Genomic DNA, 14,089 nt, shown 5'->3' on the forward strand with positions numbered 1-14,089 from the left:
ATGAAAAGACTTCTTGTCATTGGCCATATTTGGCCCGAGCCTACCACCACTGCTGCGGGAAATCGGATGCTACAGCTTTTGAGGGCTTTTTTGGACAGGGATTATGAAATTACTTTTGCTTCGGTAGCGGTACGGACCGAATACTCCCATGACCTGACCGCAATGGGCATTGAAGAAGTATCCATAAAGCTCAATCATAGCAGTTTTGAAGATTTGGCCAAAAAGAAAAACCCGGATATTGTGGTGTTTGACCGATTCATGGTCGAGGAACAATTTGGTTGGCGAATAGCTGAAAGCTGCCCAAATGCCTTAAGGGTGTCGAATACCGAAGATTTACATTCCCTAAGGGAATATCGGGAAGTCTGCTTGAAAAGGGACAGCACATTTACCGCAATGGATTGGCTGCAAAAGGATAAGACCAAACGTGAAGTGGCCAGTATCTTCCGTTCAGATTTGACCTTATTGGTATCCTCTTTTGAAAAAAGCCTCCTCCAAGGGGCAACGGGAATAAGCGAAAGCCTTTTGTGGTGTTTGCCCTTTATGCTTGAAGAAATAAGTGAGGCACACAGGGCTATTTGGCCCAGTTTTGAGGAGCGTTTGGACTTCATTTCCTACGGCAATGGAAAACATGCTCCCAATGTGGATTCCTTTACCTATCTAAAAAAGATTATCTGGCCGATGATCAGAAGGGAATTGCCCGAAACAAGACTCCATATATATGGGGCTTACCTGCCACAACAAGTCAAGGACATGCACCGGCCGAAAGATGGGATTTTGGTCCATGGTTGGATCTCGGATTTGGAAAAAAAAGTGGAACAGGCCCGTATGGTGTTGGCTCCCTTGCGTTTTGGTGCTGGAATTAAAGGAAAATTGGCTGTGGCCATGCAATGTGGTACACCCAGCATAACTACGGATATAGGAAAAGAAGGAATGGCCATGAGCTCGGCCTGGGCCGGTTTTATCGCTGATGACCCCAAGGATTTTGCCCAACGGGCCGTAGCACTCTATCAAGAAAAAAGGATTTGGCAAGAGGCCCAAAAAAAAGGAATACAACTTATCAATACCAACTATAATCGGGAACTTCTGGCAGAAAAGCTTTTCAAAAAAGTGAACCTAATGCTACAAAACCTTGAGGATCATCGGAATAAAAATATAATAGGCACCTTATTGCGCCATCAAACCATGAACGCCACAAAATATATGGGGAAGTGGATCGAGGAAAAAAATAAAAAAAGCTAACTTTTGTATATCACCGCTTTGCGAACCTCTTCCACGGTTTTTGCGCCCAATTGCACCATATTGTTCTTTAGATCGTCCATGAGGATATGGGCTACATGATCACTCCCGTATTTTCCCAATGCGCATACGCCATGGATAAACGGTCTACCGACAAAAACAAAATCGGCCCCAAGATATAGCGCACGCATGGCGTCCAATCCTGTACGTATGCCACTATCGAACAGTATGGGTACCTTTCCTTTTACGGTTTCAACAATGCCGGGCAATGCTTCAATGGCAGGAACAGCACCGTTAAACTGTCTCCCTCCATGGTTGGAAACATAAATGCCATCCAATCCTATTTCAACAGCTTTTGAGGCATCATCTGGATTTAGGATCCCCTTGAGCACTATGGGTCCCTCCCAAATATCCCGTAATTCCTTGCAATACTCCCAGTCCAACGTACCACCCAATCGATTGCCAACAAATCCACTAACAAACTTCATATCGTTAGTATTGGTGTAATGTTCCACGGTTCTTAGTCTGGGCAATCCCCTCCGAATCGTATGATAACCCCATATAGGGTTGGTGATGCCTTGCCAAATCAGTTTGGTGGTGATCTTGGGTGGAATGGCCAGCCCAGCCTTTTTGCTACGCTCACGCCTACTGGCCATTGGGACGTCCGCGGTAACCACCAGCGTACGGAAACCTGAATTCCTGGCCCGGTCCAACAAGGAATCCCGGACATCTTTATCCTTTGGTGGATACAACTGAAACCAACCCATATCCCCAACTTTTGGGCCAATGGTTTCCGGGGTTTCCGTAGCCACCGTACTTAAGCAATACGGGATTTGCATTCGATTGGCCGTTAAGGCCAGGTACTGTTCTACTTTGGGCCATAGTAATCCTGTCAATCCAACAGGGGCAATTCCTATTGGAGCGCTGTATTTTTGGCCAAAAAGTTCGGTTTCAATACGTGCTTCCAGGAAACCTTTGCAAAACCTGGGCAAAAAACGAATCTTTTCAAAAGCGTTTCGATTGGCTTGCAACAGACTTTCGTCCCCTGTTCCGGAATCAAGGTATTCCCAAGCCACATTTGGAATACGTTTTTTGGCTTTTTGGGCGATATCCACAATTTTGGGATACGTATTTGAATAATATTCCAATTTCTTGTTATAGGACACGATGCTTAATTGGGTTCTTAGGTAAAATTCGGTTTTTATGATTTTAAAATGGCATTGACCAATTTCTCCACACCAAAACGAACGACGTCCGTTGCGGGCAATTTTGTACTGCTTTCAATTTCCTCCATCTTTTTTTCTGCTTCAGATGCATTCAACCCTACTGTATTTAGGGCAATCCCAATGGTCTTTGCCGTATTTTGGGAACCGCAAACCTTGGCAACGGCTTCATTCAGTTGAATGAACTCATCCAATGGGGGTATGGGAATATGGGAAACTGGATAACGTAGATGGGAATAGGCGGCCTTATGGCACATTATGAGATGTGTGGGCTGTGATCCCCGCATGAGGGGCAGGGTGGCCGTACTACCGGGATGTGCCAAGGAACCTTGTCCTTCAATGATGATAATGTCATTATGGGCTTGTTCCAAAACAGCCTGTTCAACGGCGCCGGCCGCTTGGTCCACTTTAATGGCATCCAATGGAATCCCATTGCCCATGAGTGTAATACCAATCTGCCCTGTAGGGACAAACCCAACTTTTACGCCTTTTTCCCTTAGGGCGGCATACAGCTCCAGACCGGCCGTCATTTTACCGGCTGCCATATCCGTACCAACCATTAAAATCCGTTGGTTCTTCAGTTCGGTCGCTTTTGCCGTTGCGATGGGATAAGCGTGTTGCGGCTTACGAACATCCCAGATGGTATTCTGCTTCACTAAATGTCCAAAGCGGGCATTGAGGTCGTCATGAAGGCCATTGATCACGGAAAGGCCATTTTCCAGGGCATGGGAAACCGGGCCATCCCATTCTGCCGGAAAACGACCGCCACTTGGGGCGATTCCCAATACCATTATTTCAGCCTCCAATTGGATGGCTTCATCCACGGTGGCCACAACTGGAATGGAATAGGGGAGCCCTACAGCTTCCGAGACGGATTTTCTTTTGTAATTGGAATCAATCACACAAACAATGGGATGTTTGGAGAAACGCATAAGCCCAAATCCCATTTTGCCGGAGTCATTATCCAGCGCACCTTCCATAAAAATGGCAAGTTTCTGGTGGTGTTCAAACATTTGAATCTATATTTTGAATTTGCCACCATGTCCGGGAACATCCAGGGGCATGGTAATTTCATTGATCAGGGGTGCGCCTTCGCAGGGATCGGGATTTAGGTTGAGATGGGAATCCAGGTCAATATGATCTAATATTCCTGAAACCGCAGCTCCCGCGGCAATGGATATGGAGGTTTCCCCCATACAGCCAATCATGGTTTTTAGTCCAAAGGCATTGGCCGTGGCAATGATGCGTAATGCACCGGTGACTCCGCCGCACTTCATCAATTTCATATTCACGCCGTCCACGGCATGGGCCCATTTGGGAATATCCGTAGCAAAACGGCAGCTTTCATCAACAAAAATGGGTAAGGGCCGGTTTTTGTAAAGCTCCGGCAAAGAGGTTTCCTCGCCCTCTTTTAAGGGTTGTTCAACATATCCACACTCCCTATCGGCGAGCCATTTCATCATATGTATGGCGTCTTCAACGTTCCAGCCGCCATTGGCATCCACACGAATGGAGATGGGGTAGCTTTTGTGGTAGGCCAATACTTCCCGGTACATGGCTTTATCCGCTTCTATCCCCTCTGGATTTCCCAATTTCACTTTTAGTGTACGAATTCCATCCTGTTCCAAAATAAGGGGCAAGCGCTCTTTGGCCTCTTCAGGGGCCATTATCCCCAAAGTAATGGAGGTGGGCTTACTTGGTTTTGAAAATCCCAATAATTGATACAGGGGCATTTGTGCTTGCTTTGCTTTTAGGTCCCAAAGGGCTATATCCAATGCCGCAAGGGCGCAGGGCGCTATTCCGGAGGCAATTGCCATATCGTATACGATTTGTGGACTTGACAAATCCAATGTATCCTTTACAAACCGTTCCAAATGTGCCTGTGCTTCTTCGGCCGTAGCTGCCCCTTCGGAGGCTCCCGGGGAGGTCTCTCCCAGGCCAACATAAGTTCCATCGGAAACCGAAACAAATAGATTGTGCTGCCCATCCCGGACACCCCGGCTAATGCGTAGGGGAAATCTTTTCTTCAAATACCTAATTTCATAGGAAACCTTCATAATAAATCAATCTCTTGACTAGTAAATATATGCCTACTTGTTAAATTTGAACTGATTTCATCCAATTATTTATGTATGAGGGGAGACAACACCATCATTTATATTATTGCCATTGTTATTGTACTTCACTTTATAGTTGGAATTGGCTATTTACTCTATAAACTGACCAAAAAAAGTAAGAATGGGCGTACAAATTGAACCATCTTGGAAAGCGCAACTGCAAAGTGAGTTTGAGAAAGACTATTTTGTGGCGTTGACCCACTTTGTAAAAAAAGAGTATCAAACCACTACGTGTTATCCCAAGGGAAGGGATATTTTTGCCGCATTTGACCATTGCCCCTTCTATGGGACCAAAGTGGTCATTATTGGACAAGATCCCTATCACGGGCCCAATCAGGCGAATGGTCTTTGTTTTTCCGTTAAGGATGGAATTCCGCATCCACCGTCCCTGGTCAATATTTTTAAGGAGATAAAAGTAGATGTTGGGACCCCTTATCCCACAAGTGGAAATTTGGAGCGTTGGGCTTCACAGGGGGTACTGCTCCTAAACGCCACATTGACCGTGAGGGCCCACCAAGCGGGAAGTCATCAAAACAAGGGATGGGAACGGTTCACGGATGCTGTAATCCAAACGGTTTCCAATAATTTGCAAGGAGTGGTCTTTTTACTTTGGGGTGGTTTTGCAAAAAAGAAGGCGGCATTGATCAATACCTCCAAGCATTATATTCTTACATCCGGACACCCTTCCCCCTTAAGTGCCAACAGGGGGCTTTGGTTTGGAAACGGCCACTTTGGTAAAACCAATGAACTCTTAGGACAAATGGGAAAATCGTTGATAACATGGTGAATTATTAAAATTCTGACATTTGTTAAAATTTAAAGAAAAAGATTACGTTTGCTACTATTATAAGCTAAGAAATTTCTGATAACGTGGGCAAGCCTAGATCTGTTTTATTGGTGGATGATGATAATACCACAAATTTCCTCAATACATTTTTTGTCAAGCAGGTGGACTCTTCCATTGAAATCAACGTAGTGGGCAATGGTCAGGAGGCAATCGATTTTTTAACTTCAAATGGAAAGGCCGACTTGATGCCGTGTTTGCTCATTTTGGATACGAATATGCCGGTAATGAATGGTTGGGAATTTTTGGAGGCATTTGAAGAAAAGTTTGATTCGACCCTCAAAAAGAACATTGTAATCGTGATGTTGACCTCTTTGGATATTGACCATGCGGTACAACGGGCCATGGATATGCCCAATGTTTCCGATACGGCTCAAAAGCCGCTTTCCGATTTACAGTTTCGGGCCCTTATCAAGAAACATTTTTATTAGTGTTCCCAAATAATATCGGAAGGCATGATGGCCCCGCTTAGAAGGCCCAATGATTCCAATTTTTCCAAAACATGCTCCAATATGTCCGCAGAAAGCGGTTGTTGTGACCAAACCGTTAAGGATAACCATTCCCTGATGTCCTCCAAACGCTGACCATAGCTATTGGCAAAAGTTCTATCGATACTTGGTATCTGTTTAAATTCCAACGTATAATTATTGATGACTTCCAAAATGTGCTGTACCAATGTCCTATTATTTTCCAAAAAGTGCAGGTTTCCAGCTATAACAAAACAAGGCCATGGCGTAGGGCAGTCTCCAAGCCTTTTAAAGGTACCTTCATCAACCAATGGCTTTGTTGTAAAGTGTTCCCACATGAAATAGTCGGCCTTTCCCTCATTCAAGGCCTTGATGGCCCCATTCAGGTGATCGATTACCTCAAATTTCAGTTCTGTGGTATCCCACCCCTGGCTTTGGGCGTGTACAAATGCCATTAAATGGCTTCCACTGCCATACCTACTAATGGCGGCCCTTTTCCCCTCAAGTTCTTGGATGGTTTGCAGATTACCTTTCCCATCCACATGAATTCCCCAGAGTAGGGGGGATGCTACGTAGGCTTGTACAATCTTGCTTGGGTTTCCTTCGGAGATGCTCTTTACGATACCGTCGGTAAGGATAATGGCCAAATCCGTTTCGCCGTTTTGTAGCAGTTTACCCATCTTCCCCGTTCCTTCGGGAACATCCTTCCAAACTACGTCAATTCCCCTTTCTTTAAAGGCCCCTTCCTCAATGGCAAAATGCCAAGGGAGGTTAAAATGTTCCGGAACACCGCAGACGTTAACTGTTTTCATTCAGTTTTGTTTTTAGATAATCGTAAATGGCATATTGTGACCGTAATCCAGGTTCCCCAATCCTTCCCTGTACTTTTTTATTGCTATCCTCCCCGTCTAGAACCCTTGCTTTTATGGTATCGTTGAGCTGCAGATCCAAAATATCCTTAAGCTCTTGAAAAATCTCCTTATCCAGGATAGGGGTCAGTACTTCTATTCTCCTGTCCAAATTCCTTGTCATCCAATCCGCCGAACCAATATACATGATTTCGGCTCCACCATTTTCAAACAGATAAATCCTACCATGTTCCAAATAACGGTCAACGATGCTGGTGATATGTATGGGCCTTTCACCCTTGGCCATTTCTTCATTGGACCTTGGCAGCAAACAGCAAAACCCACGGACCAATAGCCTAATTTCCACTCCTGCCTCACTGGCCCGGTACAATGCTTTGATCATTTTGGAATCTTCCAGACTATTCATCTTAATGGTAATTTTCCCCGTTCTGCCGGCACGAACATGGGCAATTTCCTGTTGGATCAAATCCAAAAAGGTAATCCTGGTCGTGAAAGGTGACACCAATAAGTATTTTAATTTGGGAATGATCAACTTGCGTTCCAATACTTTAAATACCTGGTTCAAATCCTTGGTTATTTGGGCATTGGCGGTAAAAAGGCCATGATCACAGTAGATTTTTGCGGTCTTTGCATTAAAATTACCCGTACCTATAAAGGCAAAACGTTGTACCTCCCCTTCAACGACCCGTTCTACCAAGGCAACCTTGGAATGCACTTTAATGTTTGGAACGCTGTAGAGTACGGTTGCGCCATGCTGTTCAAAAATTCGGCCCCATTTGATATTGTTCTGCTCATCAAACCTGGCTTGTGCCTCTACAAAAAGAACCACTTCCTTTCCGTTTTTTAATGCTCTTAGCAAGGAATCGGTCAATGCCGAAGTCTTTGCAATCCTATAAAGGGACATTTTTATGCTTCGAACGGTAGGTGATTCCGCTGCGGAACGGACAAAGTTCTCCACCATGCCAAATTCCTGGTAAGGAAAATGGACCAATTGGTCTTTTTTAAGGATGCTTTCAAAAATATCATCTGTAAAAGAGAGAATAGGGTGCGGTAGGGGTGCCCTTTCTTCGTAGGACAAATGGCTTTGGTCGGGAGGGATGGGAAAGCTAAAAAAATCGGACATATTGTGGTATTTTCCTCCCAATACCATATCTGCTTCCCCCAGATCCAGCGACTCTGTAATGCTGCTTTTTAAAGCTTCGGGCATGTTTCCATCGTAAAGCAAACGCGTAGGTTGTCCGGATTGCCGTTTGCCCAACGATTGGTATATTTTTTCCACTAATTCGGTGTTCGTATAGTCATCCTCAAGGTACAGCTCAGCATCCCTGGACATTTTTATGGAATACGCGCCCAAAATGGTTTGATGCGGCACCAATTTATGGGCGTTCATTTTAATGATATCATCCAAAAAAAGGTAATTGTGTCCCTCCCCGGGAATCTCAAAAAAACGACCGCAGGCCTTTGTGGGTATATTGATAACCGAAAAATCCCTTTCGCCCAGAGACAGGACCAGGTACAACTCCCCATCTTCCAGATTGGCGTAATTCAGAACATCAATGATTGTACAATGCTGGGCTATCTCGGTATCGAATAATTGCCCTATATATTCTTTTTGGGTATTGTTCAGTTCTGTGGTTTGTCGTATGAATATTTGATGTTTCCTAAGTTCCCCTAAGGTCCTTGCTATAATACGCCCAAAAAGTTCTTGTTGTTTTGCAACCGTCTTTAGGATAAACTTTAATTTTTTGTTGGGTTTGAGTACCAGTTTCTTCCGTAGCTTTTTATCCACATTTTTCAACTGCCGCAACTGTGAAATCCTTACTTTGAAATATTCGTCCAAATTTGAGGAAAAAATGGCCAGGAATTTTAACCGCTCCAAAAGGGGGACATCTTTGTTGTCAGCTTCCAACAAGACACGTTCGTTAAAATACAGCCAATTGATATCCCGATTTTTAAGGGGTCTTTCCATATCTTGTTTTTTCAAAAATATGGATAAGCTGGACGGTTAAGTTAAAGCTAGTGTTAAGTAAGGAGTTCCAAACTTAGTTTGATCAGGGAATCCACCATTTTTAGGGGATTTTTTGAGAAGGTCCCCAAAGGCCGATTGGCCAGGATGGCATTCAGGGACACTGCCCTATGACCAAGGAGCCTGGAGAGTCCATAAATGGTGGCCGTTTCCATTTCCAAATTGGTAATGGATTTGTCCTGGTAGCGAAATGAAGCCAATTTGGAATGGAAGTCCGTCAATTTTTGTTTTAGGCGTAATTCCCGCCCCTGTGGGCCGTAAAACCCAGCATTGGTGAGGGTCATTCCCAATCGTATACGATTTGATTCTAATTGTTTTTCCAGTTCTTGATGGCATATTGTGGTATAGGGAACAATGCCTTTCTCCGTCCAACCCAAATGGGCAATTAAGGATTGGGTCATTTCATCAATTTCCACATGCTCCTTCTCGTAGAAATGGAGAATACCGTCCAATCCAATGGCATAATGGGACAATAAAAAGGAATCCACGGGGATATCGGGCTGTAGTGCACCTGAGGTGCCGATACGAACAATATCAAGGGTGTTGCCAGTTGGTTTGATTTCACGCGTTGAAAAATCAATATTGACCAAAGCGTCCAATTCGTTCAAAACGATATCAATATTTCCGGTACCTATACCTGTGGAAAGCACGGTCAATCTTTTCCCATTGAGCATACCCGTATGTGTTAGGAACTCCCGCTTTTGCTTTTTGAGCTCGATAGTGTCAAAATACCGGGATACCTGTTGAACGCGGTTGGGGTCACCCACAACAATGACCGTAGGGGCAATATCCTCCGGAAGTAGGTTTAGATGATAAATGCTACCATCAGCATTCAAAATCAGCTCGGACTCGCCAATGGGCATACAGTAACGGAGTTACAGTTTTAAAATACGATCGGTTTCTGTATTGTAAAGGAAATTGTATTTAAGGGCACCTCCCAAATAATAGTCCTCGTCCCTTAACTGGGAATAGTAGTTTTCCCTCTTTTCCAAAATCGCTTTTCCCTTGGTGGATAAACGTACAGGGTTAAAAGAGGAAAATAGGGGCTTTAAGGTGGTAATCATCCGTTCGTACTGGGAGTCCCCAAAACCGTAAAAGCCTTGGTTTTGAAGTATTTTACCGATCAAATCCCTTTTGGACTTTGGTTTTTGTTCCCTTGCGACGCCCAAAACAGTGTTTTCAACAGCGTTAAGACCATTCTTTATCGTTGGAAAACGCTGTAAATGTGCCTGTATCGCTTCGGAAAGATACTTAAATTGGAAGCTGTCAAAATCAGCCAAGTTCTCCAGTCGCATAGGATTGTCGCTGCAGTACAATTGCCAAACGTAATCGGCGTATTCAATATCATCTTGGGATAAAATGATACGTCGCTCATAAATCTCGGTGAGCTGCTCGTCCGAAAGTTCATTGAGTCCATAAAGCCGTTCGGTATTGTCCTCCTTTCCACTGCAGACCAATGAGATTTCCGCGTGACGCCTATAGGTTTTGAGCCAGCTAAGGACCGCGAGCATATTGATCTGGCAAAATAGGTCATATTCAAACCAAAGTACAATTTGGTCTTGTTGCTTGTGACTGCACAGGGAACGGTATTCCTTCAAGGTTTTCTCTACGAACCAGGATTTGCTGATGCGGTAGTTTTTGTTCAAAAACTCAAATCTCGTTTTCCAGAATGATTCACTACCTACGCTACTGAGTGTTTTACCTTCACATAGCATCTCCCTCCAGGTAACAATGTCACCTTTAAAGGGAAGCGTTTTTAATCTTTCGGTGAAACTATCCCCGTTGGTAATGTGCAACAGTGATTTCATTTTCAAGTGTTGTTTCGTTGGTTAGAAAATTAAAAGTAAGATTTAAAGGAAGAAAACAAAAATATTTCCTTTAAAAGGTTGGTTAATGAACGATAAATTTAACAGTTGGTCGATTATAATTGACTAATTACTACCTATTTAACTACCCTCCAACCCGTTTTACGGAAAATCCTTTATCGGTTAGGAATTCCATGATCTTATCCCGAAAATCGCCCTGAATAATAATGGTTTCGTTTTTATGGCTCCCTCCAACCCCCAATAAGGTTTGCAGGGATTTGGTCAGTTTTTTGAAATCGGAGGGTGCCCCATTGTATCCTTCCAAAATGGTTACCGGTTTTCCTTTTCGTTTTTCGTATTTGCAAATAATGGGCTCGTCCTGTAACCAAAACCCCGTCTTTTTTTCCCCTTCCTGCCCGGTTTCATGGGGTACATGGTCCGGAAAAAGGTTTTTAAGTTGGTCCTTTAGATCCATGACTATTTTTTTACCAAACCCAATTCTATTAAACGTTCATTTAGATAATCGCCTGCCGTAGTATCCTCAAATTGTTTTGGATGGGCCTCATCTATGCAGTTTTCCAAGCAATTTAACGACATTTCACTGATCGGATGCATGAAAAAAGGAATCGAGTAGCGGGAAGTTCCCCAAAGTTCCCTGGGGGGGTTCACTACCTGGTGGATAGTGGATTTCAATTTATTGTTGGTTAAACGCGATAGCATATCCCCCACATTGATCATCAGTTCATCCGGTCTGGCGATGGCATCCACCCAATTTCCTTGATGATCTTTCACTTGCAATCCTTTGCCATGGGCGCCCATTAAAAGGGTAATAAGGTTAATGTCCCCATGGGCCGCTGCCCTAACGGCATTTTTTGGTTCTTCGGTAATGGGAGGGTAGTGTATGGGCCGGAGAATGGAATTCCCATTTTTGATATATTGATCAAAATAGGTCTCTTCCAGGCCCAAATGAAGTGACAGGGCCCTTAATACATACTGTGCCGTTTTCTCCAACATTTTATAGGCTTCTTTTCCAACGGTATTGAAATCGGCAAGTTCCTCCACGGTCACGTTTTCCGGATATTCCTTTTCCAGTTTGGAATCGTTCTCCACATATTGTCCAAAATGCCAAAATTCCTTTAAATCCCCTTCTTTTCGTCCTTTGGCATGTTCCTTTCCAAATGAGGTATAGCCCCGTTGCCCCCCAATTCCCGCTATTTCGTACTTGTCTTTGGTTTGCTGTGGCAATCCAAAGAAATGTTTTATCTCTTCATAGAGCTTTTCCACCAGTTCATTGGACAGGAAATGACCGCTTAAGGCCACAAATCCAATATCCTCAAAAGCTGCTCCAATTTCTTGAACAAATTTTTCCTTTTTGGCAGGGTCATCGGATAAAAAATCCCCCAGGTGAACACTTGGTATGGCACTCATGGTTCTTTGTTTTTTGATTACCTCCAAAAGTAAGCAATCTTGCCCTTTTTACTACTTTTGGATACATAACAACAACTATATGCGCTACCATATTGGGGATTTGAACCCAGAAGAATTGCTCCGGTTCTACGGACGTATGCTAAAACCTAGAATGATAGAGGAAAAGATGTTGATCCTGCTCCGGCAGGGTAAGGTTCCCAAATGGTTCAGTGGAATGGGACAGGAGGCCATATCCGTTGGCGTTGCCTCCGCCCTCAAGGACTCCGAATACATCCTTCCCATGCATCGAAACCTTGGGGTGTTCACCACACGCAATGTTCCTTTAAAACGACTTTTCGCACAATGGCAAGGGAAGGCCAGCGGATTTACAAAAGGAAGGGACAGAAGTTTTCATTTTGGCAGTCAAGAACATAAAATTGTTGGGATGATTTCCCATTTGGGGCCACAACTTGGGGTCGCCAATGGAATAGCACTGGCCGATTTAATTCGAAAAAAGAAAAGGGTCACCGCAGTTTTTACAGGGGAAGGAGCTACCAGTGAAGGGGATTTTCATGAAGCATTGAACGTGGCCTCCGTTTGGAACCTACCCATTTTATTTTGTATCGAAAACAATGGTTACGGCCTGTCCACGCCTACCAGGGAACAATACAATTGTGAACATCTGGCGGACAGGGCAAAGGGATATGGGATAGAAGGCAGAATTATTGAAGGAAACAATATTTTGGAAGTCTACACAAAGGTCAATGAACTCTGTAAGGCCTTAAGAAAACGACCACGCCCCGTACTTCTTGAGTTCAAGACCTTCCGTATGCGTGGACATGAGGAAGCCAGCGGCATCAAATATGTACCGGAAAAAACGATTAAGGAATGGGCCAAGAAAGATCCCATAGCCAATTTTGAAGCCTTTTTATTGAAGCAGGGTATCTTGAACGATAAGAAAATAGAGAAGCTCAAAACGGATTATATGGAGGAAATCAACATGAGCCTAAAAATGGCTTTTGATGAGGATCCGGTTGTATTTAATGGAAAAAGGGAGTTGGATGATATCTATCAAAAAACCGAAGATAAACCCATTGAACCCGGTGTGTTGGATACCCAGGAAATACGTTTTGTGGATGCGGTATCCCAGGGTTTACGGCAGTCGATGGAAGAACACAATGAGTTGGTCCTTATGGGACAGGACATTGCGGAATATGGGGGAGTGTTTAAAATAACGGAAGGTTTTGTAAAGGAATTTGGTAGAAATAGGGTTCGGAATACCCCTATTTGCGAATCCGTTATTGTGTCCGCGGCAATGGGCCTCTCCATCAACTCCATGAAGGCGGTAGTGGAAATGCAATTCGCCGATTTCGTAAGCAGTGGGTTTAACCCCATTGTCAACTACTTGGCAAAAATTCATTACCGTTGGGGACAAAATGCAGATGTGGTCATACGAATGCCGTGTGGCGGAGGGGTGGGTGCCGGACCCTTCCATTCCCAGACCAATGAAGCTTGGTTTACCAAAACCCCTGGACTTAAAGTGGTGTATCCCGCATTTCCTGCGGATGCCAAGGGACTGTTGACCGCCAGTATCAACGATCCCAATCCGGTACTGTTCTTTGAACACAAGGGACTTTACCGCAGTATTTCCGGTGATGTACCAAAGGCGTATTACACCTTGCCACTGGGTAAGGCCTCGCTTTTGAAGGAGGGAAATGATGTTTCAATCGTTACCTTTGGTGCTGGCGTACATTGGGCTTTGGAAACCTTGGAACGGCATTCCAATATATCAGCGGATTTAATTGACTTACGAACTTTGGCTCCATTGGACACCGAAACAATATACCAATCGGTTCAAAAAACGGGCAAACTTATCATACTCCAGGAAGATACGCTTTTTGGAGGGGTGGCAAGTGACATTTCCGCAATGGTTACGGAACACTGCTTTGAATATTTGGATGGCCCGATCAAAAGGGTGGCAAGTTTGGATACTCCGGTTCCTTTTGCCAAAAGTTTGGAGGAGGGTTTTTTGCCTAAAAAACGTTTTGAGGATGACTTATTGGAACTCCTGGCCTATTAGTTTTTTAGAAGTGCC

Annotated in this window: 13 protein-coding genes; 4 read left to right on the forward strand and 9 right to left on the reverse strand. The window is 44.1% G+C overall.

Annotation, left to right across the window (positions count from 1 at the left end; genetic code table 11):
• On the forward strand, window positions 1-1,239 hold the full coding sequence (locus tag L0P88_RS21315) for a glycosyltransferase (protein ID WP_247131896.1): 1,239 nt from the start codon (window positions 1-3) through the stop codon (window positions 1,237-1,239).
• Here the strand turns inward: L0P88_RS21315 and L0P88_RS21320 are convergent.
• The 3 genes from L0P88_RS21320 to L0P88_RS21330 are packed head-to-tail and all read right to left on the reverse strand — an operon-like array spanning window position 1,236 to window position 4,489.
• Entirely contained in the window at window positions 1,236-2,402 is a 1,167-nt protein-coding gene (locus L0P88_RS21320) for an alpha-hydroxy acid oxidase (protein WP_247131897.1), read from the reverse strand. The two genes, L0P88_RS21315 and L0P88_RS21320, sit on opposite strands and share 4 nt — an antisense overlap.
• A 35-nt stretch (window positions 2,403-2,437) precedes the next feature.
• Window positions 2,438-3,472, reverse strand: a complete 1,035-nt coding sequence (locus L0P88_RS21325; RefSeq protein WP_247131898.1) for a DUF1611 domain-containing protein — start codon at window positions 3,470-3,472, stop codon at window positions 2,438-2,440.
• A gap of 6 nt (window positions 3,473-3,478) precedes the next feature.
• A complete protein-coding gene (locus L0P88_RS21330; protein ID WP_247131899.1) occupies window positions 3,479-4,489 on the reverse strand; it encodes a dipeptide epimerase in 1,011 nt (336 codons plus the stop codon).
• A 208-nt stretch (window positions 4,490-4,697) separates the two neighbouring features.
• Here L0P88_RS21330 and L0P88_RS21335 point away from each other — a divergent pair, with 208 nt between their 5' ends.
• A complete protein-coding gene (locus L0P88_RS21335; protein ID WP_247131900.1) occupies window positions 4,698-5,363 on the forward strand; it encodes a uracil-DNA glycosylase in 666 nt (221 codons plus the stop codon).
• 83 nt (window positions 5,364-5,446) lie between these two features.
• A complete protein-coding gene (locus tag L0P88_RS21340; protein WP_247131901.1) occupies window positions 5,447-5,851 on the forward strand; it encodes a response regulator in 405 nt (134 codons plus the stop codon).
• Here the strand turns inward: L0P88_RS21340 and L0P88_RS21345 are convergent.
• The 6 genes from L0P88_RS21345 to L0P88_RS21370 all read right to left on the reverse strand — a co-directional run bounded on the left by L0P88_RS21345 (window position 5,848) and on the right by L0P88_RS21370 (window position 12,015).
• The gene (locus L0P88_RS21345; protein WP_247131902.1) at window positions 5,848-6,699 is read right to left on the reverse strand and encodes a substrate-binding domain-containing protein; all 852 of its coding nucleotides are present in this window, start codon (window positions 6,697-6,699) and stop codon (window positions 5,848-5,850) included. The two genes, L0P88_RS21340 and L0P88_RS21345, sit on opposite strands and share 4 nt — an antisense overlap.
• Window positions 6,686-8,725 (reverse strand): polyphosphate kinase 1, encoded by a 2,040-nt coding sequence (gene ppk1, locus L0P88_RS21350; RefSeq protein ID WP_247131903.1) that lies wholly within the window; start codon window positions 8,723-8,725, stop codon window positions 6,686-6,688. The genes L0P88_RS21345 and ppk1 overlap by 14 nt, the downstream gene beginning before the upstream one ends.
• A gap of 53 nt (window positions 8,726-8,778) precedes the next feature.
• Window positions 8,779-9,645, reverse strand: a complete 867-nt coding sequence (locus L0P88_RS21355; protein WP_247131904.1) for a nucleoside phosphorylase — start codon at window positions 9,643-9,645, stop codon at window positions 8,779-8,781.
• 12 nt (window positions 9,646-9,657) lie between these two features.
• A complete protein-coding gene (locus tag L0P88_RS21360) occupies window positions 9,658-10,590 on the reverse strand; it encodes a DUF1835 domain-containing protein (protein WP_247131905.1) in 933 nt (310 codons plus the stop codon).
• 142 nt (window positions 10,591-10,732) lie between these two features.
• Window positions 10,733-11,062, reverse strand: a complete 330-nt coding sequence (locus L0P88_RS21365) for a translation initiation factor (protein WP_247131906.1) — start codon at window positions 11,060-11,062, stop codon at window positions 10,733-10,735.
• A gap of 2 nt (window positions 11,063-11,064) precedes the next feature.
• Window positions 11,065-12,015: an isopenicillin N synthase family dioxygenase gene (locus L0P88_RS21370; RefSeq protein ID WP_247131907.1), complete on the reverse strand. Its 951-nt coding sequence runs from the start codon at window positions 12,013-12,015 to the stop codon at window positions 11,065-11,067.
• Between the two features lie 79 nt (window positions 12,016-12,094).
• On the opposite strand from L0P88_RS21370, the gene L0P88_RS21375 reads away from it, so the two are divergent.
• Window positions 12,095-14,074, forward strand: coding sequence for a thiamine pyrophosphate-dependent enzyme (locus tag L0P88_RS21375; protein WP_247131908.1), 1,980 nt, complete (start codon window positions 12,095-12,097; stop codon window positions 14,072-14,074).
• Window positions 14,075-14,089 lie beyond the last annotated feature (15 nt).

It is taken from the genome of Muricauda sp. SCSIO 64092, from assembly GCF_023016285.1.
Taxonomy (GTDB): domain Bacteria; phylum Bacteroidota; class Bacteroidia; order Flavobacteriales; family Flavobacteriaceae; genus Croceivirga.